General features: G+C 58.2%; 25 protein-coding genes. 14 read left to right on the top strand and 11 right to left on the bottom strand.

Annotated features, from left to right (window positions below):
• Positions 1 to 19 precede the first annotated feature (19 nt).
• From AAAK34_RS03225 to AAAK34_RS03215, 3 genes are read left to right on the top strand one after another with little or no spacing between them, the layout of a single operon-like run.
• Entirely contained in the window at positions 20 to 973 is a 954-nt protein-coding gene (locus AAAK34_RS03225) for an SDR family NAD(P)-dependent oxidoreductase (protein WP_431777745.1), read from the top strand.
• On the top strand, positions 948 to 1,235 hold the full coding sequence (locus AAAK34_RS03220; protein ID WP_431777744.1) for a VOC family protein: 288 nt from the start codon (positions 948 to 950) through the stop codon (positions 1,233 to 1,235). Before AAAK34_RS03225 ends, AAAK34_RS03220 begins: the two co-directional genes overlap by 26 nt.
• Positions 1,232 to 2,221 (top strand): flavin reductase, encoded by a 990-nt coding sequence (locus tag AAAK34_RS03215; protein ID WP_231698336.1) that lies wholly within the window; start codon positions 1,232 to 1,234, stop codon positions 2,219 to 2,221. Before AAAK34_RS03220 ends, AAAK34_RS03215 begins: the two co-directional genes overlap by 4 nt.
• A gap of 61 nt (positions 2,222 to 2,282) precedes the next feature.
• Here AAAK34_RS03215 and AAAK34_RS03210 read toward each other — a convergent pair whose 3' ends face one another.
• Together AAAK34_RS03210 and AAAK34_RS03205 are read right to left on the bottom strand one after the other, a co-directional pair.
• Complete coding sequence (locus tag AAAK34_RS03210; RefSeq protein WP_231698337.1) at positions 2,283 to 2,975, bottom strand: dienelactone hydrolase family protein; 693 nt, start codon at positions 2,973 to 2,975, stop codon at positions 2,283 to 2,285.
• Positions 2,976 to 3,178: 203 nt separating this feature from the next.
• Positions 3,179 to 3,778: a 2-hydroxychromene-2-carboxylate isomerase gene (locus AAAK34_RS03205; RefSeq protein WP_231698338.1), complete on the bottom strand. Its 600-nt coding sequence runs from the start codon at positions 3,776 to 3,778 to the stop codon at positions 3,179 to 3,181.
• Positions 3,779 to 3,928: 150 nt separating this feature from the next.
• Here AAAK34_RS03205 and AAAK34_RS03200 point away from each other — a divergent pair, with 150 nt between their 5' ends.
• Positions 3,929 to 4,432 carry a MaoC family dehydratase gene (locus tag AAAK34_RS03200; RefSeq protein ID WP_231698368.1) on the top strand — a complete coding sequence of 168 codons (504 nt, stop codon included), beginning with the start codon at positions 3,929 to 3,931 and terminating at the stop codon, positions 4,430 to 4,432.
• Positions 4,433 to 4,482: 50 nt separating this feature from the next.
• Positions 4,483 to 5,700: a phospholipase A gene (locus tag AAAK34_RS03195; protein ID WP_231698339.1), complete on the top strand. Its 1,218-nt coding sequence runs from the start codon at positions 4,483 to 4,485 to the stop codon at positions 5,698 to 5,700.
• 418 nt (positions 5,701 to 6,118) lie between these two features.
• On the opposite strand, the gene AAAK34_RS03190 is transcribed toward AAAK34_RS03195, so the two are convergent.
• The 4 genes from AAAK34_RS03190 to AAAK34_RS03175 are packed head-to-tail and all read right to left on the bottom strand — an operon-like array spanning position 6,119 to position 8,397.
• On the bottom strand, positions 6,119 to 6,502 hold the full coding sequence (locus tag AAAK34_RS03190; protein WP_431777743.1) for a hypothetical protein: 384 nt from the start codon (positions 6,500 to 6,502) through the stop codon (positions 6,119 to 6,121).
• A gap of 45 nt (positions 6,503 to 6,547) precedes the next feature.
• Complete coding sequence (locus tag AAAK34_RS03185; protein ID WP_431777742.1) at positions 6,548 to 7,786, bottom strand: NACHT domain-containing protein; 1,239 nt, start codon at positions 7,784 to 7,786, stop codon at positions 6,548 to 6,550.
• A gap of 15 nt (positions 7,787 to 7,801) precedes the next feature.
• On the bottom strand, positions 7,802 to 8,050 hold the full coding sequence (locus AAAK34_RS03180) for a hypothetical protein (RefSeq protein ID WP_431777996.1): 249 nt from the start codon (positions 8,048 to 8,050) through the stop codon (positions 7,802 to 7,804).
• 47 nt (positions 8,051 to 8,097) lie between these two features.
• On the bottom strand, positions 8,098 to 8,397 hold the full coding sequence (locus AAAK34_RS03175) for a hypothetical protein (protein WP_431778049.1): 300 nt from the start codon (positions 8,395 to 8,397) through the stop codon (positions 8,098 to 8,100).
• Between the two features lie 211 nt (positions 8,398 to 8,608).
• Between AAAK34_RS03175 and AAAK34_RS03170 the strand changes: the two genes are divergently transcribed.
• Together AAAK34_RS03170 and AAAK34_RS03165 are read left to right on the top strand one after the other, a co-directional pair.
• Positions 8,609 to 8,824, top strand: a complete 216-nt coding sequence (locus AAAK34_RS03170; protein ID WP_431778048.1) for a hypothetical protein — start codon at positions 8,609 to 8,611, stop codon at positions 8,822 to 8,824.
• Complete coding sequence (locus tag AAAK34_RS03165; RefSeq protein WP_431777995.1) at positions 8,787 to 9,506, top strand: DNA/RNA non-specific endonuclease; 720 nt, start codon at positions 8,787 to 8,789, stop codon at positions 9,504 to 9,506. The genes AAAK34_RS03170 and AAAK34_RS03165 overlap by 38 nt, the downstream gene beginning before the upstream one ends.
• 76 nt (positions 9,507 to 9,582) lie before the next feature.
• Here the strand turns inward: AAAK34_RS03165 and AAAK34_RS03160 are convergent, their stop codons facing one another.
• Genes AAAK34_RS03160 through AAAK34_RS03145 form a run of 4 tightly spaced genes read right to left on the bottom strand, consistent with a single transcriptional unit; the run spans position 9,583 to position 13,302 of the window.
• Positions 9,583 to 10,254, bottom strand: coding sequence for an ABC-type transport auxiliary lipoprotein family protein (locus AAAK34_RS03160; protein ID WP_231698344.1), 672 nt, complete (start codon positions 10,252 to 10,254; stop codon positions 9,583 to 9,585).
• A 39-nt stretch (positions 10,255 to 10,293) separates the two neighbouring features.
• Positions 10,294 to 11,277 carry an MlaD family protein gene (locus tag AAAK34_RS03155; protein ID WP_231698345.1) on the bottom strand — a complete coding sequence of 328 codons (984 nt, stop codon included), beginning with the start codon at positions 11,275 to 11,277 and terminating at the stop codon, positions 10,294 to 10,296.
• Between the two features lie 4 nt (positions 11,278 to 11,281).
• A complete protein-coding gene (locus AAAK34_RS03150; RefSeq protein ID WP_231698346.1) occupies positions 11,282 to 12,175 on the bottom strand; it encodes an ATP-binding cassette domain-containing protein in 894 nt (297 codons plus the stop codon).
• Positions 12,175 to 13,302: an ABC transporter permease gene (locus AAAK34_RS03145; protein ID WP_231698347.1), complete on the bottom strand. Its 1,128-nt coding sequence runs from the start codon at positions 13,300 to 13,302 to the stop codon at positions 12,175 to 12,177. Before AAAK34_RS03145 ends, AAAK34_RS03150 begins: the two co-directional genes overlap by 1 nt.
• 369 nt (positions 13,303 to 13,671) lie before the next feature.
• Between AAAK34_RS03145 and AAAK34_RS03140 the strand changes: the two genes are divergently transcribed.
• The 5 genes from AAAK34_RS03140 (at position 13,672) to AAAK34_RS03120 (ending at position 18,471) form a co-directional block, all read left to right on the top strand.
• Complete coding sequence (locus tag AAAK34_RS03140) at positions 13,672 to 14,274, top strand: polymer-forming cytoskeletal protein (protein WP_231698348.1); 603 nt, start codon at positions 13,672 to 13,674, stop codon at positions 14,272 to 14,274.
• Positions 14,275 to 14,296: 22 nt separating this feature from the next.
• Positions 14,297 to 15,070 carry a hypothetical protein gene (locus AAAK34_RS03135; protein WP_431777741.1) on the top strand — a complete coding sequence of 258 codons (774 nt, stop codon included), beginning with the start codon at positions 14,297 to 14,299 and terminating at the stop codon, positions 15,068 to 15,070.
• Between the two features lie 286 nt (positions 15,071 to 15,356).
• Positions 15,357 to 15,833: a CesT family type III secretion system chaperone gene (locus tag AAAK34_RS03130; protein ID WP_431777740.1), complete on the top strand. Its 477-nt coding sequence runs from the start codon at positions 15,357 to 15,359 to the stop codon at positions 15,831 to 15,833.
• Positions 15,834 to 15,866: 33 nt separating this feature from the next.
• The gene (locus tag AAAK34_RS03125; RefSeq protein ID WP_231698351.1) at positions 15,867 to 17,399 is read left to right on the top strand and encodes a hypothetical protein; all 1,533 of its coding nucleotides are present in this window, start codon (positions 15,867 to 15,869) and stop codon (positions 17,397 to 17,399) included.
• Positions 17,400 to 17,790: 391 nt separating this feature from the next.
• On the top strand, positions 17,791 to 18,471 hold the full coding sequence (locus AAAK34_RS03120) for a hypothetical protein (RefSeq protein WP_431777739.1): 681 nt from the start codon (positions 17,791 to 17,793) through the stop codon (positions 18,469 to 18,471).
• A 39-nt stretch (positions 18,472 to 18,510) separates the two neighbouring features.
• On the opposite strand, the gene AAAK34_RS03115 is transcribed toward AAAK34_RS03120, so the two are convergent.
• Positions 18,511 to 19,755 carry a hypothetical protein gene (locus AAAK34_RS03115; protein ID WP_231698353.1) on the bottom strand — a complete coding sequence of 415 codons (1,245 nt, stop codon included), beginning with the start codon at positions 19,753 to 19,755 and terminating at the stop codon, positions 18,511 to 18,513.
• A gap of 332 nt (positions 19,756 to 20,087) precedes the next feature.
• Between AAAK34_RS03115 and AAAK34_RS03110 the strand changes: the two genes are divergently transcribed.
• Both AAAK34_RS03110 and AAAK34_RS03105 read left to right on the top strand, forming a co-directional pair.
• A complete protein-coding gene (locus tag AAAK34_RS03110; protein WP_231698354.1) occupies positions 20,088 to 21,788 on the top strand; it encodes a GMC family oxidoreductase N-terminal domain-containing protein in 1,701 nt (566 codons plus the stop codon).
• A 126-nt stretch (positions 21,789 to 21,914) separates the two neighbouring features.
• The gene (locus tag AAAK34_RS03105) at positions 21,915 to 23,351 is read left to right on the top strand and encodes an NAD-dependent succinate-semialdehyde dehydrogenase (protein ID WP_231698355.1); all 1,437 of its coding nucleotides are present in this window, start codon (positions 21,915 to 21,917) and stop codon (positions 23,349 to 23,351) included.
• The last annotated feature ends 69 nt before the right edge of the window (positions 23,352 to 23,420 follow it).

Genomic DNA, 23,420 nt, shown 5'->3' with positions numbered 1-23,420 from the left:
CGCCCCATTCTCTGCTCCGATGACGACACCCCCCTCTTTTGACAGCAACGCCCTCAAGGGCAAGGTGGCCGTAGTCACCGGAGCCTCCGGCGGCCTGGGTCTGGCCATGTGCCAGTCCTTGCAAGCCATGGGCGCACAACTGGTGCAGGTCGATATCAGCTACCCGGCCAAGGCCACCGAATCTGACGGTGTGCTCTCCGTGCATTGCGACATTGCCGACCCCGAGTCGATTGCGGCCATGGCCGAGCTGACGCGTACCCACTACGGCCGCTGTGATGTGCTGGTGAACAATGCCGCCATCAGTGCCGCTCCGGTGGGCCTGGAGAATCTGCCCATCGCCCTGTGGGACCGGATCTTTCAGGTGAACCTGCGTGGCGCGCTGCTCTGCGCTCAAGCGCTGGTGCCCATGATGTTTGAGCGGCATGCCGGCAGCATCATCAATGTGACCTCCATCGCCGCCCAGGTATCTACTCGTGTGGGCGCCTACGGACCCACCAAGGCAGCGCTGCAAGCCCTGACCCGCCAGATGGCTGTGGAATGGGGACCGCGGGGCATTCGCACCAACTCGGTCAGCCCCGGCATGATCCGCACGCCCCTGTCGGAGGTGCATTACCGGGACGAAGATACCGTGCGACTGCGCACCTCCCGAATTCCGGCTCGGCGTCTTGGTTTACCGGCCGATGTCGCAGGGGCTGTGGCATTTCTGGCCAGCGAAGCATCCGCTTATGTGAACGGACAGGACATCGTCGTCGATGGCGGCTTCCTGAAGGCATCGCTGGTCAATCTTTACAACGACGACGAAAAAATCGCGCGAACGGCGCCTGATTTTTGTATCGAACAGTCAACATCGCTCAGCAAGCCACCTCATGGAATCGCCAAAACGCCTGCAAAACGTGTTCGTCGTGGCCGAGCGGCCAGCCGAACTGCACAACTTCTACGAATCAGCCTTGGGGCTGCAGCTCAAGTTCCGTGACAAGGATCGCTGGATCCAGTACGGCGTGGGCAACACGAGCGTGGCACTGGCATGCCGCGAGGAGGCCACTCCGGCGACCTCCGGCGTCGTGATGGTCTTCGAGGTGGAAGACTTCTCGGCGACGGCAGAGCGGGTTGCCACTGCGGGTGGCGAGGTGCTGGGCACGCGAGACATGGGGTCTCATGGCGCGGTCATGTCGCTGCGCGATCCTGAAGGCAATATCGTTCAATTATTCAAGCGCCAGGGGACGCCGACACCATGAGCACATCCGTTCAGCCTATCGAGCCCATTGATCCGAAGCGGTTCCGCCAACTGCTGGGCTGCTTCCCTACCGGGGTGGCGATCATCACGACCAACACTGCCGACGGACAACCGCTGGGTTTGACCTGCAACTCCTTCAGCTCGGTCTCGCTGGAGCCGCCACTGGTGCTGTTCAGCCTGCGCAACGCGAGCAGCTTGCTGGGGCAGTTCATGTCGGCAGAGACTTTCGCCATCAACATTTTGTCGCAGAGTCAGGATGCGTTGTCAGGTCGATTTGCATCCAAAATTGTCGACAAGTTCGAGGGCGTCGACTGGCGCGCCGGCCCGCTCGGCACACCACTCATTGACGGCTGCCTTGCCAGCTTCGAATGCCAGGTTCATGCACGCCATGAGGCGGGGGACCACACGATATTTATCGGCGAAGTCAAACACATGGGCGCCGATTCGGCCGATCATGCACTGGTGTTCTACAAGGGCGCCTACATGATGCTGGCGGAATCACTGCGCAAGCTGGTGGTGGAGGGCCAACTCGGCACGGCAGACATCGACGAGGCCTACCGCACGCTTTACGGCACGCTACTGAGGCTGGCCTGTGAGCGCGCCTCGGCGGAGGAGATCAATGCCATCGAAGTGGCCGCCAATGAGATCGAGCAGCACCAGCGGCACGACGCCCTGCCGCATCGCATAGAGGCTACAGCGAACTTCTTCTCGGCGATCGCCCTGGCGGGCCACAACCAGGCGTTGAGGCTCATGGCTCAAACCATGACCACCGTTTTGCGGGAACGCATGACGCATGTGCTGCCGACGCCCCCCAGACCGGACGTGTTTCCGCTTCGCCGCAAGATCGTGGAGTGCCTGCGTGAGCGGGATGCGGACGGTGCGGCCAGCGCCCTGGATACACTGATCACGTTCCTGCGCAAAGACGCGGCGCCGCTGTCCGACGACCGCAGCGACTCACATGCAACTGCAGTAGCTAACGGTAACTGAGCGGCAACTCAGAGGCGACGCAGCGGCAGCCGTTACGCCGCCTGTTTCCTGAACTGCAGATTCAGGAAACCAGGTGCTTATTAAAGAACGTCAGCGTGCGTTCGCGGGCCAACTTGGCGGCCCCGGCATCGTAAGCGCCTCGGTGGTTGCAATTGAAACCGTGGTGGGCCGGGTAGACGTGGACCTCGACCTGCGGATGTGCTTTCTTGAAAGCCTCGACGCTGTCTAGCGGGATCCACTGATCCTGCTCGCCAAAATGTGCCAGTACCGGCACCTGGGGTTGGCGTGCCGCTTCTTCAGGCGTGGTCATGCCACCGCCGTAGTAGGGCACCGCAGCCGACAAGCCTCTCAGCGTGCAGGCAGAGCGCCAGGTCAGCAGCCCGCCCCAGCAATAACCGACAATGCCAACCTTGCCGCCGCTGGTGCTGGCTGCGTGGTCAATGGCAGCCTGGATGTCTTGCATTACGCCGGGTTCAGGTAAGGCTCCCACGGCCTGCATGATCTTGAAACCCTCGCCCATGTCGGCTTCCGTGTACCCCAGTTCGACCCCCGGCTGCACGCGATGGAAGGTGGCCGGCGCTACGGCGAGGTAGCCATCGGCCGCGTAGCCGTCAACGACTTCCCGGATGTGCTGATTGAGACCGAAGATCTCCTGGACGACCACGATGCCGCCCTTGGCCTTGCCTGCAGGTGCGGCCACGTAGGCCGGAATAGCCTTGCCGTCTGCGGATGTCAGGTTGATGAATTGTCCCATTCGAACTTTCTCCTTCTTGCGAGTAGCGAATTAAGGATGTCCTGCATAACCCTCGCGAGTCGGTGGTAGCGTGGATCGGGATGAAGCGCAAGGCGTCTTTTTGCAGCCAATAGCCCAGCTATTGGCAAGAAAAGCAACGCAGCGGATCGCCCGAGGCCGTGCTGCCACAGACCGCAGGGAGTTATGCAGGGCATCCTTAACGATCAAAGCCCCAGCTTGCGGGCGACGAAGTCGAGCCGATCCTGCCCCCAGAACGGCTCGCCATCGACCACGTAAGTTGGCGCGCCGAATATGCCCTCGTCAATGGCGGCCTGCGTATGGGCATCGTATCGAATCTGAGTGGCCGATTCGCGCGACTGGCCAAGCCGTTCATCAGGCAGGTCGCACTCGGACAACAGCTCCAGCAGCGTGCCCTCGTTGGCGATATCTCGCTCCTGTGCCCAGCAAGCTGCCAGCACCGCACCCGTCAGCGCCATGGCGGCGTCCGCCCCATCGCGCTGAGCTACTGCGGTAATCAGCAGCGCGGCCGGATTGCCGTCTACGGGAAAATGCCGTGGCTGAACGGTCAGCGGCATACCAAGGTGCTCGGAAAAGCGCTTCAGTTCCACCAAGCGGTAAGCCTGTCTCTGGGGAGCGCGTTTAGGCAACGGCAGGCCGCCAGAGACAGAAAACACTTTACCCATGTCAGCTGGCAGAACCGTCACTTCGCGCCGACTCTGCCTCAAAAGAGCTGCAAAGCGAGCGTGACCGAGGTAGGTCCAGGGGCTTTGCGGGGCAAAGTAATACAGCACTGAACGACTCATGATCTTGGTCTCCTCAACATGTGAGCCTTGAAGAATAGCTCAAGACCCTAACGCACATGACGTTGCACAATAGTTCAGTTTGCAGCTTACAGCTTGCAGCTTCTTCCTTACCATGTCGCCTGTCGACGTTTCAGGAGCCTCTTGAGCATCATGTCCATGCACCCGCAAAAGAATATCAAGTATTTCTGGGAAGACCTTCCCGTCGGTAGAACGCTGGAGATCGGCAGCACGACCGTTGATCGTGACGAAGTGATCGCGTTTGCCGGCAAGTATGACCCCCAGCCGTTTCACCTGGATGAAGAGGCCGCTGCGAAGTCGATGTTTGGAAAGCTCAGCGCCTCGGGCTGGCACACCTGCTCGATGGCGATGGCCTTGATGGTGCGGGGATTCCTGCACGAGTCTTCCAGTCTAGGTTCCCCCGGACTCGAAAGCCTGAAGTGGCTGAAACCAGTCTACCCAGGCGACACCCTGACGCTGCGCCAGCGCATTACCGAATCGCGCCCGATGAAGTCTCGCCCGGATGTGGGCCTGACTCGCACCTTATGGGAAATGTTCAACCAGCACGGCGAACAAGTGCTCTTGATGGATGGCTACGGCATGTTTCGACGCCGCACACCGGCCGCCGTCGACGAGCAATCGGCAGACTGTGCCTGATGCAGGTGCCCCCAAATACCCTTTTCTCACAACCGAAGGCTTGGGCGGTTGTGATCTTCGCCGCGTCTTGTCTGACTGGCGCCCACGCGGCAAACAGCACGCCGGAAACTCCGCCACTTACACCTGCGGCTGCCACAGCGGCCACCCTGGCTTGGCAACTGTGCACCAGCAAGCCTGACGCTGAGCGTCTGAACTGCTTTGACGACTGGGCGCGTGGCCAGCAAGCGTTGCTGCAGGTGGTTGATGAGAAGGCCCGTTCCGTGGCCGAATCGCCGAACGCCCGACCGGCTGCCCCAGCGGACGGCACCGGGCTGCGCCAGAATGTCACACGCGCGTTGGCGAGCGCCCAGCCTGCCTCGGAACACCCCTCGCCGACCGCTTCTTCCGGCATTGTGGGAGTGGGGCTGGAGCAGGGCTGCCGGGACCGGCAATTCTCCGACACCTCGCGCTTCTGGGAGCTGGAGTCGGGCTCCAGCTGCCCCACCTTCGGCCTGCGCGCATTCCAGCCGACCACGGTCACGCTGTCCGCGGGCGACCGCATCAACCTGCAGCCCAAATCAGAGAATCCAGCCAACAGCGCCAACACCGCGATCGACTACGGCAAACAGGAGCTGAGCCTCTTGCTGTCCGTTCGCACCAAGCTCGCCAGCGGACTGCTGACTCCGCCCAACGGCACGCAACGCGACTCGCTTTGGGTGGCGTACACGCAAAAATCCAACTGGCAGGTGTTCAACAGCGGCCTGTCGCGCCCGTTTCGCAACACGGACCATCAACCCGAAGTGATGTACATCTACCCCACCACGGCAAAGTTGCCGGGGGGCTGGCTGTGGCGCTACTCCGGTCTGGGCTTCGTTCACCACTCCAACGGCCAGAGCGACCCGCTCTCGCGCAGCTGGAACCGCGCTTACCTGATGGCCGGCTTTGAGAAAGACAACACCTGGTCCTTGCAGGCGCGTCTGTGGCAGCGTATTTCAGAAACAGCCGCCAAGGACAACAATCCAGACATCACCCGCTTCCTGGGTCACGGCGACTTGAACTTGCGCTGGAACCTTGACTCGCAAAACACCCTGCGCCTGACCTACAGCGGCTTCAACCGCCGCGGCTCAGGCAGGCTGGAATGGACACGATCTCTGGGCGATGGCCTGGGTAACAGCTTTTCAGGCTTAAGGCTATATGCCTCGATATTCCACGGGTACGGGGACACGCTCCTGGACTACAACTTCCGGCGCACCGTGTTCAATATCGGTCTGAGCATTTCGGATTTCTAAAGTCCGTCAGACTTGGAGCGACCGGGCGAAATCTGCATATGCAGCTCTTTCGCTCGTACGGGATCACAAGGGCCTGATGATCAATCGCTCTTGATGCCTGCTGTCTTCACAATATGTGCGTAGCGCCCGTGCTCTGCATTCACTTGACGTTGCAACTCCTGCGGAGGGTAGCGCGTGACATCTATGCTTTGTGCGAACGACTCAGCCCTCGCCGCAAGCGCACTGACTTTGATGGGAATTTGGCCAGTGGTTGCGCAACAGCGGCAAAATCCATGCCCGAGAACGTAAGCGCGGTAGCAATGGTTCGGAATGAACGGAGACTGGCGTGCGGGTGTGTGATCAGGTAGACGAACGAGAACCTGGGGCGGGGTGAGTGACGATTCTCTGGCGCCTCCGCCTGCCAAAGAACTACTTTTTTTCACATGCTTAGCTGCAATTGCCCATAAGAGCCTATTGAATGATCCGCCCCGGCGGGAATGAATTGGCCAACTTTCGCCTTTGATTCTTTGATATCGCTGGAGCCTGCCGGACTTGGAGCGGGAGATAAACCAGTAAGCATCAGAACCGAACCGTACTTGGTTGTCAGCATTCCTCCGGCGGAAATCCTGGCAATGACAGATTCAAAGAAGAGCGCGACCTTGACCTCCCAGCAGTGCAAGGTCGCTGCGCTGTTGGGCAGCTGGTCATGAGTGGGTTGTATGCATAACAGGCTGAAGCGGCCTTGGATCGGGACGGCTTTGCAGCGATTGCTGTCGGTCGCGGTCATCGCGTCACTGCTCGGCTTCTGCTCATCAGCAGTCATCCAAATACCCGAGGCCGACGATGAACTTGTCAAAGCACCGTTTCATTACGGGCCTTTCGGGGCCCATTTTTTGATTACCTGTTTTTTCGAAAAGATTGCCTTCCGCTTTTCCTGCTGCTCAATGACTTTTAGCGCCTCTTCGGATTGCTTGTCAAGTTTACTAAGAAAGGCATCAATTGCTTTCCAAAAGTGCTCGCCGCCTAGCTTCATTATTAGCAGTGAAACCGGAAGTTCGTAAATTTTAGTGCCCGATTTCTCCTTAATGTTCAGGCCTTCAAATAACTCACGTACTGCGCTCGATGTTAGGGGGTCTGGAATGGTTTTTTCTATCGGATCTAGCAGCATGGTCGAGAAGTTTATCATTCCCAAGTACTTTTCCTGTCGGAAGGGTCCATATGAAGATACTTTGAGAAGTTGCTTTTCTTCATCCGATGGAGTGAGGTTTAGGCAAAGTCCAGGGTAGCACTTTGCGAGAATATTTACCAAAGATTTATTTGTTCTCTGATTTTCGACCTCGAAATAATTGGATTTGATAATCTTGCTCTCAGGGATGGCAAAGTTTTTGCAGTAACGAAAGCTGTCAATTTCGCGTAAGAAAGCAAGCACCTCCCACCAATACCGCGAATCTTCTGCGACCTCAGCGTAAAACAGTGCAGCTACTTCGTCTGCGGAATGTTTAATAAATGAAGCTGCATAGTATTCCATAATGCTTTTATGCAGGAAGGTCGTGGTGTCAAGTCCCTCCTCAATCATTAGGCATGCAACTTTTGTGAGATCTAGTTTGAAATTATCCGACTCGCACTTGCAATCTTCAGCATACTCTGTCGCATCGTTAAAAGCCCTCTCAAACTGTTCTGATGACAAAGAACGAGTGAAGCTATTCTGCATCGACATAAAGCAAAAAGCCTCGAAGAGGCTTAGAAGTTTCCTCTCAGAGAGACCGCTGTGATGCTTCCTTGAATAGGCTGCCTTTAACTTGTCGTGGCGAGTGAATACAACATGGAACAATTTATCAAAAAATTCCGGAAGGGTTTCGGGTATTTCGTACTCTGATTGATAAACGATTACCACCATAGTCAACATTAATGGTGTTGATATGAGGCTGGTTAGCTTGCTTGGGCTTTTTCGTATGGCCTCTCTGATTTGAATGGCTTGGGTTGTAGATATTCCCAGCTTGCTGATAAAGGGGACGTAGTCCCCGGATGCAAGGGGTGCCACAGGAATAATTCTGAAGGCGGCACTTTTTTGTACCGCATTGTTTGGTCTAGATGTGACAACTATCAAAAGTTCAGGGTACTTCTATGATAGAAATTCCAATTCATGAAGAGTCTCCTTCTCAAGCGACTCCTCGAGTTCGTCAAAGCCATCGAGAAGGTAAGCCAGACGGCCAGAGCGCTGTAAATAACTTAAAGAATCTTCATCTAATTCAATGTCATAACTTGACAGCTGTTTAAGAATTGCTTGCTGTAGTGTCAGTTTGGCGCTCAAGCTTCTCAGTTCAATAAAGATCGGCAATCTTTTGGCATCATTACTCAATATTTCCCCTATGGCGAGGTTACGTAGAAGTATTGATTTTCCTTGGCCAACGGTTCCCTCTATGACTGCATTTTTCCCTCCAATTCGGCCAGCCTTGTGGCCAGTTTCGGGTTTCCATCTACGATCAATCTTGAGGGATAGTAAAAACTCGAGAGCGAGGCTTCTTTCTCTGGGCTCCAAATCGTCTTTACCTCATCAATAGCTCGAATTCTGCGGGCTAGTTTTTTCGGAAAAGTTTTTTCTTCCCACTTTTGAAAACCTCTGGCACCGATTTTTTTTGCACCTTTGTACAGATCGTTGATGAGAGGTGTCAGTAATCTGGCTGTCGATGAGATGACTGCGGATGTAGCCAGTGGCATTGGTGAACTCCTCCTGGTGGATTGTTATTTTCTGTATGCGGATCGGTCTTCTAGTAACTCCGATTTATCGCGCTAATGATACTAGACCATTTGGATGACCGTTCTTGGTCACTCCAGAAACTGCGTTCACTAAATTTGAGCGACTTTGTCCAACCTAAAGCAGTCAATCGAGAAGGCCGCGCAAACAGCAGCAAAGTGCCGGTTTCAATAAATGGCAGCACCCCATTCGTCATTCCGACGGCTCACATCCTGTTCCCATGCCGAAGAAAAAGAAGCCGCGCAAACGAAGCATCCCAGCAACCAGAGGCCTGGCGGCAACCCTGCGCCGCACTGCGGTCTGGCTCTTCGCCGCTGGCGCAATCTCTATCCAGGCAACCAGTTGCGGATTCGTGCCATTGCCGACGCCGCCGTCCACGCCTTCGTTTGAGCATTCCGGTTCGGCGATTGCTACCCATTTTTCAGACTGCAGACAGTTTTTCGCCGGCGGTGTCTCGCCAACGGTTCCGAAGGCACCGATGCAGCGCGAGCTTTGCTACGAAGCCTTTGCCATCCTGCACAGTGGAGAGACCAAGACCCCGGTCTACGTGGCCCAGCGTCTGAACCGCCAGAGCGTCCAGGACGCCGACGAGAAACGTACCAACATGTATTTTGCAGAAGGTCGGCTGCCGCGCAATGAACGAGCAGAACTCAGCGACTACAAGGGCTCCAGCTATGCTCGTGGGCATATGGCGCCTGCCGGTGACATGCCCAACCCGACGGCCATGGCACAGAGCTTTTCGCTGGCGAACATGGTCCCGCAGAACCAAAAACAGAACGAGGGTGCCTGGGCCAAGATCGAGCAAGACACACGCCGCTATGTACTTCGCGCCAAGGGAGATGTGTTCGTCATCACCGGACCGGTGTTCGGCACCAAAGGCCAGACGGTGGGAGTCAACCGCGTGCACGTGCCGACGCACCTGTTCAAGCTGATCTACGACGCGACCACCGGCCGGGCTTGGGCACACTTGCAGCCGAACTCGGAAAATGCGCGTACCGGACGTCCCATAAGCTACGGCGAACTGAGGCAACGGATCGGAATGGAGCTGCTGCCTGGGGTCGATCCACGGTGAGGCGGTAGCGGGTAAACGTGAACGACAGGCGCAGTTCGTAGCCTTCCTGCCAGTCTGATCTTTGGGTTTTGTGTCCCTATTCTCGCTTCGCAGGCGCCACTTCTGCCCGAGTCGGGACAGGCAACTGCGCCAGCCACTGCATCAATTGCTGTGCCACATCGTCGGTAGCTTGAGTGAGTGCGCTCACGCCGCCGGGAGCGTCGTGGCTCGGTGCCGGCTTTCGCGCGCTGAAAGTGTGCTGCCCAAGCAAGCGCTCGCCGCGCACCAGCGGCGCGACGGCCGTGGCACGTATGCGCACCAGGCCATAGCTGACCCCAGGTGCATCGAATACGTGGCTGAACTCCTCAAGTTGAACTCGTAGCTCCAAACCGGCCAAACCTTCGCCCACACCGACGACGGGGCGCTGTGCTGCCAGCGTTTCGCGCAGGCGCTGACCTACGAGCTGCGCAGGCGACATGCTCCAGCGCGCCAGCGCATAGGGCTGCGGTTGCTGCCCGGCACCAGTGTAGATCAGGCGATAGGTGACGGCCTGCCCCTCCAGGGTGGCTGGCGCTTCCACCGGCGCCAGCGCCAAAGGTGCGCCGCTGACAGCGGAGACGGGCGCCGCCAGTCCCGGACCGAAGTCGTAGACCATAGGCCGCTGCGGCTTGTCCGGCAGAGGAAGGCTGCCGCAGGCAGCCAGCAAGAAAACTCCCGCGAGCACGCCAAAAGATCGCGGGGTGAGTGAGCGGCTATCTATTGATTTCATACTGATCCGGGATGGTGTGACGGAGACTTGCACACCTGATCAAGGTTGTGTGAGTGCTCGTGGAGTTGCGAACCCGGGCTCGCCCGGCCCCGGTGGGACGACGCCACTGCCGTACAGCAGAGACTGCGGGTTGTCATTGAGCGTGTTGGCCACGCGGTCGAGTCGGCGGATGGTGCGGCTGGCGTCTTCCGTCAGCCCCTGGATGCGCGGCAGCGTGGTGCCGGTCACCGTGCTGGCGCTTTCACCCAACCGATCCAGCAAACCGCCAGGGGATACGAGCGTGGCCACGCCGGTCTTCAGATCGGCTGCGACAGCGTTGACATTGTCGATGGCCTCACCTGTCTTGACCGCGGTGGCCTGTATAGCCTGGAGCGAACTGGTCGTCTGCTGAACGAGCGCAGGTATGTTGCTGTTGCGCCGACCAAACTGGGCTTCAATGGTCTTGTCGGTGTTGACCGCCAACTGATTGATGCTCTTGGCGGCGGCACCCACCTCACTTAAGGCCTGGTTCAGCGCGGACTGATTCTCGGGGCCAAGCACCTCGTTCAGTCGCGTGACTGTCTGGTCGAATTTTTCCACCAGCGCGGCGGCATTGTCTTGTAATTGCCCCAGCAGGCCCGGTTTGAGCGGAATGCGTGGCGGGTCGTCGCCTTGAGCAACCACTGGTTCTGTTGAGGTTCCGGCGTCGTCGAGTTGCACAAAGGAAAGGCCGGTCAAACCCTGAAAGGCCAGAGTGGCGAAAGTGGATTGCGTAATGGGCGTGTCGTGATTGATGGCAATGCGCACCAGCACGTTTCCGCGCACTTTCTCGTCAAAGTTGATGTCGGTGACCTTGCCGACAGCCACACCCTTGAAACGCACTGCAGCCTGCGGCTGCAGACCAGTGACCGGGTCGCTGGTAGTCATTTCGTATACGTCGGTGCTGGCAATGTCACGCATCAGCCACATAGCCAGCCCTATCAGCAACGCCGTGACCAACAACACAAAGGCCCCGGCTGCTAGCGCGTGGGATTTATTTTCCATGAACTTATTGTCCTTTCTCAGTAGGCGATGAGCTGGCCATTTCAGGCTCAGGCGCGGCTGCGGGAGCAAGGGGTGCAGCGGGCCGATCGCGCAGCATCTCCATCGCGCGCAGGCCGCGCTCGCCAAGGAAGAAGTGTTGAATGAACGGATGCTCGAAGGCGATCACCTCTTCCACCGGTGCGGCAATGATCACGCGCTGCTCGGCCAGCACCGCCACCCGCGTGGACAAGGCGTAGAGCGTATCGAGGTCGTGCGTGACCATGACCACCGTCAAACCCAGCTCCGCGTGCAGTGAGCGCAGCAGGTCGCAAAAGGCGTCTGAGCTGTCGGGATCGAGCCCGGCAGTGGGCTCGTCAAGCATCAAGAGCGGAGGATCCATGATGAGTGCGCGCGCCAGCGCCACGCGCTTGATCATGCCACCCGAGAGTTCCGCCGGCATCTTGTGCGCATCGGAGGGTTTGAGTCCGACCATCTGCAGCTTCAGAAGTGCCGCCTCCCGCACCAGATCTGGTGGCAAGGCGCGAGTCTCGTTCAGTGGAAAGGCAATATTTTCAATGACGCTGAAGGCTGAAAACAGGGCTCCATGCTGGAACAGCATGCCCACTCGCGCAGCGGTACCCGAACCCGAAAGTTCTGCCACAGGCCGCCCCAGCACGGTGACCGTACCCTTGGCCGGCGTATTCAGGCCCAGCATCTGGCGCAGCAACACGGTCTTGCCGGTGCCCGAGCCACCCACCAGGGTGAGCACCTCGCCGCGATTCACGGTGAGATCGAGATTATTGTGGACCACCATTTCGCCGCCACCCCTTATGGGGAAGGCGCTGCGCAGGCCGCGAACCTCGATGATCGGCTCGCCGGGTCCTGGAACTGACTGATGAGCAGTGGTGTGTGCCGCCATCAAATACCCACCGTCTTGAACAGCACTGCGAACAGTGCGTCGATCAGAATGACTGCCGTAATAGACGCCACCACCGACGTCGTCGTTCCCCGGCCCAGGCTTTCGGTATTCGGTTTGACACGCAAGCCATAGTGGCATCCGATCAAAGCGATGGAGACACCAAAAACCACTGACTTGGCGCAGGCAAGGGTCAGGTTGCTAAGTTTGACCACCTTGGGCAAGGCCTCGAAGAAATAGCTTGGCGTAATGCCCAGGGTGATGTCAGCCGCCAGCATACCCCCGACCAACGCGGCCATGGAGGTCCAGACACTGATCAGCGGCATGGCAACCGCCAGCGCCATAGCTCGCGGCATCACCAGCCGAAACCCTGTCGGGATACCCAGCACACGCATGGCGTCGAGTTCTTCCGTTACGCGCATGACCCCGATCTGAGCCGTAATGGCCGAGCCAGACCGGCCAGCAATCAGCACTGCCGCCAGGAGCGGCCCCAACTCGCGTATCAGCGCGAGTCCGAGTATGTTGACGATGAAGCTTTCGGCACCGAACTGGCGCAGAACCTGACTCATCAGGTAGGCCAGCACCACACCGATCAGAAACCCCACCAACGCCGTAATGGGAAGAGCCTGCGCGCCGATGCGGTACAGGTGCCCGGAAAAATCGCGCCAAGGGCCTTTTTGGGGAGCAGCCAGCAGCCGCAGAAAATCCAGCAGCAACTGGCCCATCAGGCCGATGAAATCGCGCACTTGCGCGATCGCGTCCTCCACCGCCAAGCCGAACCCGTCCACCCGCTGGCGCAGGCTTAGCCGCTCTGAAAGTGGCGCTTGCGTCGGGTAAGCCGCCACACGCTCCAAAAGCGCGCGCTGACCTTCATGCGCCTCAACCCGAGCGGGCCACCGGCGCCCCCAATGGTTCCACAGTGCCAGGGCGCCCAGGTGATCCAGCGCGCCCACCTGACGCAAATCCCAATCGTCTACCTGGCCGAAACTTGCCAGCTTCGCCATCAAACCGTTCCACACTCGGGAGCTAGCCAGTTGAGCGGCCGTCCAATCGCCTTCAGGCACGGCCACAGCCCGCTCCCCGGCTGGCTCGTGGCGGCACAAACGTGGCGTGGCGTCTTCAATAGGCATCAGCAAGACTCAGTCACGAGACTGGATTTCGGCATATTGGAGCTACGAAGAGCGTATTTGCGATCTAAGAGCGAGTTCAAAGGCAAACCGTATCATTCAAAATAAGAAAAAGAAGTAAACGCTGGCATCTTGCGTTCGCCCAGCCTTCAACCGGAAATTGACGACCCTGCGCTACGGCAACAATAGTAGCGTCTCGACGCCACCCTCACATGTCAGACAAAAGGCAGGCTTGGCGTGAGGCCACAGGATACCGAAAGTATGCCTTGCGCCAGAAATTTGTCTCACCCCTTTGGTTACGAATTTTTCCTCTTGTTCTGTTTAGTTCTGTCAACCGCCTATAGGATGGAAAGATTGACATAAGGAAATAGCATGGCACTCCAAGGACCGTTCTTCGGCAAGCGCGACTCCGAACCCCTCACCCCCCGTAGCCCTTCAAGCTCGTTCGGCAGCGCTGGCTCCCTAGGTTCTGCCGGAAGCACCGCTGGCGCCCAGGCGTTCGCGGCCTCCTCTGCCGCTGCCACACCTGCTGCTGCCTCCGTTGCCAACGCGCCCTCACACGCCAACGACAGCGGCGCCAAGCTCACGGTCGGACCCAACATCAAACTCAAGGGCGTCGAGATCACTGATTGCGACACGCTGGTAGTGGAGGGCACTGTAGAAGCCACCATGAATTCGCGCGTGATCCAGATCTCCGAGCAAGGTGCCTTCAAAGGCTCCGCAGTGATCGACATCGCCGAGGTACGCGGCATTTTCGAAGGAAATCTGACGGTCCGCGAAAAATTGGTGATCTTCTCCACGGGCAAAGTCACCGGCAAGATCCGTTATGGCAAGATCGTGATTGAAGAAGGAGGCCAGTTGTCTGGTGAGATCACGTTTGGTACCGCAGAGAGCGCAAGCTCTTCCGCCGGTTCTTCCTCCACACCCTCCGGAGCCAAAGGCGTCAAGGGAGAGCAGATGTCCGTGGCAGCCTGATCGCGTTGGGGCCTGGGCACGGGTGAGTGCGCGTTTTTCATCTGCGCACGCCAATGCGTCGGGCCTAGACATCATGGTCGCATGTGCGGCCCTTTGTATTACCTCCGTGCTGCTGATGGTGGGCTGTGCAAGCCAGGCCCCCGTTGATCGCGGAGAGGTTCAGGGGCATGGGTTTGATGGGGCGGAGCTGCTCCAAAGCGACGGCAACCGCGTCACCGCAGCTGCCATGCGCGCCAACCATCAGAGCCTGCTGTTACTGGCCGACAAGCTCTACCGCCGCAACCCGTCCGAATGGCGAAAAACAGCCGCCACACGTGAAACGGCCCTGGAGCAACTCCACCAGGTCATGCAAGCCCAACTGAATTGGGCCCCGCTGGGCGGCAGGCGCGACGTGGCCGCACTTTCGACAGCGCTATCAGTCGAATTTCAAGGCGATCGAGTGGCCGCCTTCATCATTGCCTGCGCAGACACCATCGTCACCGCCCACAACGGCAAACGCGAGTTTTATTACCTCGACTCCATAGACCCGCAGCACATCTACAACGCCGCGCGCAACATGGAAACAGCGCTCTGGATTCTGAACACCCGGCGTGACACCCGAGGCCAGCCATTGTTGCTGGCCAACGAACTCACACCTGACAGCCGCAACCTGAGCTTCGAGCGTGAGTTCGGAAAGATCATCGGCCGGCTGGACATGCTGGCGACCTACCTGACCGAGCGTTATCGGCGCGCAGCCATCTCGTACGTGCAGGGCATCGTGGCAGCGCCGCTGCTGACGTTCCTGCCGGTTAGATAGGAAACACCCCCTGAGGCGCTTACGCGCCTTCCCCCTCTCTCTGCGGGAGGGGGACAACGCCACTGGCCGGCGCAGGTCCGGCCACGGCGTTATGGGCATTGGCCTGCTCCGCGGCCTTCTGATCTTGACTCCACTTTAGGCGTTTACCTGCCTTGGGCGGGAATGGCTGAGAACGTGCTCACGATCCGATGACGCCAGGAGAGAAAGATAACTATAGTGTCTGATATCTTTCTGGCAAAAAAAGCTTTAGCGAAAATGGAACCGCAGATGCTCAAAGGTCACTTAAATGATGTCATACAAGGAGTTCGTGGCTATGAATCCAGCCTATCCTGCATTGCTCTCCGCTTTCGCCGACGCCGTAGGTCTGCCAGATGCAGGAGCGTTCCTTAAGACCGAAGAGGTCGTGGTGGACGACATTACCGTGAGCATTTATTACGAAGGTGACGAGAGCATTGGTGAAGTAGTTTGCTTTTCAATGCTCGGCAAACCCGATGCTGCGGACCTTCCAAAAGTGTCGCAAGTGTTGCTTGAGGCCAATTACCTTTGGGCTGGAACGGGCGGCGCCACACTTGGCATGAGCCCCGAGGATCAGAAGATCATGTGCGCCGTACGGTTGCAGATTGATGGCCTTACCGGTGAATCCCTGGCCTCCACCATTGACGCTTTCGTTGACACAGCTTCATTCTGGAAACGCTGGATCGCAGGTGAAGTCGAAAGCAAGCCCGCGCCAGGAATGCAGGACTTCCAAATGCAGCGCATTTGAGATCTTGAAAACGCATCGAAAGGAACACTACCCATGCCGATCTCCGCTGAGTCCATGCTGTCAACAATCCGTCTGCGCAACGTTCCCGGGTCATTGTCAGAACCTGACCGTGCCGCTTCCAGCCGTGCACAGATCCCAACAGAACAACCATCAGTCTCCGGCAAAGGCGCGCTGACCGGCCGGCAGGTGGCGGTAGGCAACGGAGAGCAGAGAGCCGAGGGGCAGTCCGTGCTCGGCAAGATTCAAAGTGGAATGCTGCGAATAGGGCAGGCGATCCTGCTCGTGTTTACCCTTCCACTGTCGCTGATCGCCGGAGTAGGTCTCGGCCTTGCAGCCCTGGGCAAAGCCGCTGGTGAGAAATTGACAGGCGTGACGGCGGAGCAACGCAACCAGGCCCGCGAAGCCAAAGCGGAGAAACGCTATGTGCAAGCCAATCAGACTCTGGTTGACGCGCTGCGCACGCCACAGGGCAAGTCGATGGCGAATAACCACGCCGTGATGGATCGGCTCCATGCGCACTCCGAGCTCACCGGCAAGCAACTCACCAGACAGGAGCTTCACGATATGGTCGTGACTGGTGAAAACATAGCGAAGGGATTGCAGGACCCCGCCACTGCAAGCGGCAAACCTCCACTTAAACTGACCATTGATGGCGCTCAGCTTTCGGTTCCGAGCAACACCTTTACAGCGCGCGCGCTGGCTTGGTACATGATGGCCTCGGCCGCGTCACAAGACGTGTTGCGCAATGCTCTAGGCGACACTTCCACAAGTGACATGACCACTTCAGGGTCCTACATCATGAAGGATCCAGGTCATCGCATCTATGATTTCCTCAACGACGCGCCCACCTCGGCAGCACGCATGTCGACCCATTATGAGGAGCGGGTAGATCATGGAAACGAACACTATGTGCTGGGGTTCGTACCCACATTCGGCACCAAAGTGGCGCAGCGCGGCATTGAAGATTTCCAGTCACGCATGCCGGGCCAAGGCGGCACCATGCTGTTTGACAAACTCAAGCCCGACAGCAATGGCACGCCCGAACTGTTCGTCAAGTTCGAGTCCGCAGGCTGTCCTCCCTATTTCAATTCGGAATCTCACCATGGGCTCGGCGACAAGTTCATGCGCTTCTTTGCGTCGCTAGACCGCAACATCCATCATGTGGCCAACTTCAATCACAGTCAGAAAGCTGGTGCGGGAGAAGCTCCGTCTACCATCACTCGCCAGGAGCATATGTACAATGGCACGCTCGCACCTGCATTCGAAGCCGTGAAGAGCTTGTTCGATACCGCGATCAACAGTGGAATCGCCAGCCGCGACGAGGCATCGGGAGTCGCCAAGAGCATGAAAAAATTTGGTGTCAGTGCCGGGTTGGAGGTGGCAAGGCACATCGCCAATGAGGCCAAGGCTCAGAAAAACGACATGCTGTATGCCAAGGCGCTTTCGGTCGAATCTCTGATCCTGGACGAAATGTCCCGCCTCGGACGTGCTTCGGATCACCATGGCATCGCGCGCCGGGGAGCCGAAGTGCACATCACGCTGAACCCCGCACACGTGATCAACTGACCCCCGCTCAACAACTTCTCCAGCACAAACGAAATTCATAAATTCGAGGGCACTCTGACAGTCCGTGAGAAATGGGTCATTTTCTCCACGGGCACGTTCACTGGCACGATCCGTTATGGCAAGATCGTGATTGAAGAAGGAGGTCAGTTGTTTGGTGAGATCACGTTCGGTACTACGGAAAATTCAGATCCGTCCACAAGCGAGTCCTCCACCTCTTCTGCAGCCAAACGGGTCAAGGGCGAATCAAAGCGCTTGGCCGGCTGATTCATCTGCGACTCTGGCACGCATGGGCGCTTGTTTGTCATTTGCGCGCGCCCAAGCTCATAGCAATCAATTTATCCTGCTTCTCAGGGCCGCACATGCGGCCCTTTGTCTTGCCTGCACACTGACGGTGGCCGGTTGCGCAAGCCAGGCCCCGGTCGAGCGAGGGGAAGTTCAAGGGCAGAGTTTCGATGGAGCCGAACTGCTGCAAAGTGACGGCAACCGCGTCACCGCAACTGCCATGCGCGCCAACCATCAGAGCCTGCTGCTACTGGCCGACAAGCTCTACCGCCGCAACCCGTCCGAGTGGCGAAAAACATCTACCACCCGTGAAGCAGCGTTGGAGCGAATCTACCAAGTCATGAATGATCAACTGGCTTGGGCCCCGCTGGGCGGCAGACGCGACGTGGCAGCGCTTTCGGCGGCGCTATCGGTGGAATTCCAGGGCGACCGCGTGGCCGCCTTCATCATTGCCTGCGCAGACACCATCGTCACCGCCCACAACGGCAAACGCGAGTTTTATTACCTCGACTCCATAGACCCGCAGCACATCTACAACGCCGCGCGCAACATGGAAACAGCGCTCTGGATTCTGAACACCCGGCGTGACACCCGAGGCCAGCCATTGTTGCTGGCCAACGAACTCACACCTGACAGCCGCAACCTGAGCTTCGAGCGTGAGTTCGGAAAGATCATCGGCCGGCTGGACATGCTGGCGACCTATATGACCGAGCGTTATCGGCGCGCAGCCATCTCCTATGTGCAGGGGGTGGTGGCAGCGCCACTGCTGGTTTTCTTGCCTGTGAAGTAGTCGCCCTCGGGCACCTCCACCCGAATAGAGCCCGCAGTATTAATCGACCTGATTGGGATCAAACGCCGCTTTAGCTTCAAATGCCCTGACCACATTCACATCAACCGTTGAACCCAATTTAAGCTCCTTCTTGAGCAGTTCAAGCCAGAACATCAACCCGGCCAACTCAGCGTATTCGGGCGAACCCTTACCACTGATATCCAACGTTTGGACGGATTCAATATCTGAACTGCCATCATCCAAATTGATTGCTCTGACAGGGTTACATGACACGTCCTTCCATTCGCTTGGCACATCGGGAACCGAAAATAACCCCTCTTTACCTGGGAACTCCGAGATCGCCGTTATCAGCGCTGCCCTTGCTCCTTGCCATTGTTCCTTTTCCTGCCCCATGAAACTTACAAACTGGCTCATCAACCCATTAAATAATTCCAAGCGCTGCAAATCAACGCTAATGTAACCATGAGCATTCTTTGATTTTTCATTGAATAGTGACTTAAGTTCACCATCAGCTTTCTTAACCAACTCGCTGTTAAATGATTCAACCCTTAAAACAGCAAGGGTATTTACAACCTTCCTGACGGACTTATCAGAAGCGCCAAAATCTTTGACCTCCTTCAAAGAGCCATTAAAACCTTCTGCCGCCGCCTTCCACTCCCGCATATACATGATTGCTCGGACCGGCTCATCAATCAGGTTTTTACTTTGGTAAGCGCTTACGGTCTTCATGACCATAGAAGCCGCCTCGGACGCGGCAGAAGAGGCAATTTTTGCTCCTTTACCGATTACTGGCGCCGTGTACGCGGCCAAATTAGTAGCTCCAGAATAGGTGGCCTGCATCATCCGCTGACTTGCTGGTGCTACCGCATTGAAACTGCCCTGCACCACGGAAAACCAGCTCTGCGCTACTCCCCCTGTTTGCGTTTGGCCGCCCACATTGTCATTCGTCATGGCTGACTCATCCTTTTGCTGTACGCCCTGCGGAGGAATTCCAGAAAGCGACGGTGCGACATCAGGAGCCGGACTATTGTGGGTATTCTGACCGGCGCTCTGGTTGTGCGCCCGCTGTTTTGCCGCCGTGAGGTCGGCTGCTTCTGGCGACTCGTCAACGCGGCCTGTCTGCCCCTCTGAGCGTGGGCCGTCGGTTCCTGTGTTCGATACGCCGATGTTTCTGCCGGAATTCGATTGCGCAGGAAAACGGGGGGCCCCAGCGCCATGCCGCGTGTTGAACGGCGCTGTACCGTAATCGGTGGTGCCAAATAAGCTTGAGACAATTTTAAACATATGCATACTCTCTTCAATGTGGTGGTTCGGCCGTTCCAGCGCGATTCACTGGAGGCCTCTTGCCCACTTGTGTCACCGTACGTATTGAAAGGTTCCATGTCTCATCAGAAACAAAATTTCAGAGCCCAGAACGGCCTCCATCAACCCGACCTTCGCGGCTGAAACCGCTCCAGAAAAGATAGCTTTTTTCCTCCACGAGCACCGGGACGCCGCTAGACCCCTGGAAAGCTCTGATAGGTAGCAACACTTGAGCCTCCATCGTGTTGAATAATCTGGGCTGGCTGAGATCATGAGTTTCATGAGGCAACCACAGAAAGGGCACCTGCCTGCGTATGAGCGAACAGACCTTTGACTACATCATTGTTGGCGCCGGCACCGCTGGGTGCCTACTGGCCAACCGCCTCTCGCGCGATAAGGCCAAACGTGTGCTTTTGATTGAGGCTGGTCGCAAGGACGACTACCACTGGATCCACATTCCCGTGGGCTATCTGTATTGCATTGGCAACCCCCGCACCGACTGGCTCTATCAGACCGAACCCGCTGCCGGTTTGAACGGGCGCACGCTTCGATACCCGCGTGGCAAGGTTCTGGGCGGAAGCAGCTCCATCAACGGCATGATCTACATGCGAGGCCAGTCGCGTGACTATGACCGGTGGGCGCAGCTCACGGGCGAAGACGCCTGGCGATGGGAAAACTGCCTGCCGGACTTCAAAGCGCATGAAGATCACCACAAACTAGATAGCACCGGGCAGCCCCCCACCGCTTCCCCTGCTTTCTCCGACCTCCACGGTCATGGCGGCGAATGGCGCGTGGACAAGCAGCGCCTGCGCTGGGACGTGCTCGATGCATTTGCTGCAGCGGCTCAGGAAGCCGGCATTCCCGCCAGCGACGACTTCAATGGCGGCAACAATGAGGGCGTGGGCTATTTTGAGGTCAACCAGAAATCTGGGTGGCGCTGGAACGCCGCGAAGGCGTTTTTGCGGCCAACTTGCTATGGGCGCCCCAACTTCGAGCTATGGACTGCCGCTCAAGTGAGCCGCCTGATCATCGAACCCGCAGACAGCCTCGGCAGCGAGGCGGGTGGCAAGCTCCGTTGCTCCGGCGCAGAGGTCTGGACCGGAGAAGGTCTAACGCAAGTGCACCTGGAGCCGGGCGGCGAGCTGATCCTGAGCGCTGGCAGCATCGGCTCTCCGCAGATCCTGCAACTGTCGGGCGTCGGCCCTGCCGATCTGCTGCAGCAGCATGGCATTCAGGTGGCGGCCAATCTGCCGGGCGTGGGTGCCAACCTGCAAGACCACTTGCAAATCCGTACGGTGTTCAAGATCAAGGGTGGCAAAACACTGAACCAATTGGCCAGCACATTGTGGGGCAAAGGCAAGATAGGCATCGAGTACGCTCTGCGCCGATCAGGCCCGATGAGCATGGCTCCGAGCCAGCTGGGGGCCTTCACGCGCTCTTCAACAGCCTTTGAGTGGCCAAACATCGAGTATCACGTGCAGCCGCTCAGCCTCGATGCGTTCGGTGAACCCCTGCACCGCTTCCCCGCTATCACCGCCAGCGTATGCAATCTGAACCCCACTAGCCGCGGCGCAGTGCGCATCAAGAGCGCGCGTTTTGAAGACGCCCCCGCCATAGCCCCAAACTACCTGGCCACTGAAGAAGACCGGCATGTAGCCGCTGACAGCCTTCGTGTCACACGCCGAATCATGGCGCAGTCCGCCATGGCAAAGTTTTCTCCCGAAGAATTCAAGCCTGGCCCGCAGTACCAGAGCGACGAAGAGCTCGCCCGGCTCGCCGGCGACATTGCGAGCACGATTTTTCACCCGGTTGGCACCACGAAGATGGGAACCGACGACGACCCCATGGCGGTATTGACACCTCGAATGCAGGTGCGCGATGGCGCGGGGGGCGTGATCGCAGGGCTGCGGGTGGTGGACGCCGGCGCCATGCCTCTGATCACCAGCGGAAACACCAACAGCCCTACGCTGATGATGGCTGAAAAAGCCGCCAAATGGATTCAGAAGAGGGACTGATAAGACCCTCTGCAGCATTTTTTGCTTCAAACACCCTAACATTGATAAATGAGCCAGTTCTCAGCCCGTGTTGACGATCGCAGGCTGGCCCATGCTTGATGAATTTGTCTTTCCTTGCGCATCCCCATGACCTACACCAATACCCAGCTCTACATAGATAACCAATGGTGCGACTCGGCAGCCGGCGAAACGCTGCCTGTGTTCAACCCCGCAACGGGACAGGAGATCGGCCGCCTGGCTCACGCACGCAAGCCCGACCTTGATCGCGCCCTGGCGGCCGCTGAGCGCGGCTTTGCTACTTGGCGCGCCACACCCGCCATAGAGCGTTCCGCCGTCATGCGCCGCGCCGCCGGCCTGCTGCGCGAGCGGGCCGACAGCATTGCCACGCTGATGACCCAAGAGCAAGGCAAACCACTGGCCGAGGCACGGGTCGAGGTTCTTTCGGCCGCCGACATCATCGAATGGTTCGCAGAAGAAGGGCGGCGCGCCTACGGGCGTATCGTGCCTCCTCGCAACCTGGCAGCCGACCAGCGCGTGCTCAAGGAACCCGTCGGCCCGGTGGCGGCCTTCACGCCCTGGAACTTCCCCATCAACCAGGTCGTGCGCAAAGTCTCAGCCGCGCTGGCCACTGGCTGCTCGATCCTGGTCAAGGGCCCCGAAGAAACTCCGGCCTCGCCAGCGGCCCTGGTCCGTGCGTTTGCCGACGCGGGTCTGCCCGCAGGCGTCATCGGGCTGGTGTATGGCGTGCCCTCCGAGATTTCTGAATACCTGATTCCGCATCCGGTCATCCGCAAGATCACTTTCACCGGGTCTACCCCGGTGGGTAAGCAATTGGCGGCACTGGCCGGGCTGCACATGAAGCGTTCGACCATGGAGCTTGGGGGGCACGCTCCCGTGATCGTGTGTGAAGACGCCGACATTGAACTGGCCGTAAAAACCGCGGGAGGCGCCAAGTTCCGCAACGCAGGGCAAGTGTGCATTTCGCCTACGCGCTACCTGGTGCACAACAAGGTGAAGGGCGACTTCATCGACGCCTTCGCCGCGCTCGCCAAAGGCCTCAAAGTCGGCAACGGCCTTGAAAAAGGCATTCAGATGGGGCCGCTAGCGAATGAACGTCGGCTCGCCGCCATGCAGCAGTTGACCGAAAACGCCGTCGCCAAGGGCGCCCGCCTAGTCGCCGGTGGCGAGCGCATCGGCACCTCTGGCAACTTCTTCGCGCCCACCCTCCTGGCCGACGTCCCCCTGGACGCAGACGTGGTCAACCATGAACCCTTTGGCCCCATGGCGGCCGTACGCGGCTTCGATGACTTGTCCGAGGCCATTAAGGAAGCCAATCGCCTGCCCTGGGGTCTGGCGGGCTACGCCTTCACCCGCTCACTGAAGAATGCGCACCAGCTTTCGCACTCGGTGGAAGTCGGCATGCTGTGGGTCAACCAGCCGGCTGCACCCTGGCCGGAGTTGCCGTTTGGAGGCGTCAAAGATTCCGGCTACGGCTCTGAAGGCGGCCCGGAAGCACTGGATGCGTACCTGAACACGAAGACCGTATCGATCATGTGCGGTTGAATGAGCGACTTCAGCTGCGCGGTTTGCAACCTGTTTCGCTGATTTTCGCGAAGCTATCAGCTTAGGTTT

The organism is Ottowia caeni, assembly GCF_050821495.1.
Taxonomy (GTDB): domain Bacteria; phylum Pseudomonadota; class Gammaproteobacteria; order Burkholderiales; family Burkholderiaceae_C; genus Ottowia; species Ottowia caeni.
The sequence above is the reverse complement of the archived record's forward strand: the minus strand, read 5'-3'. Positions and strand labels throughout refer to the sequence as shown.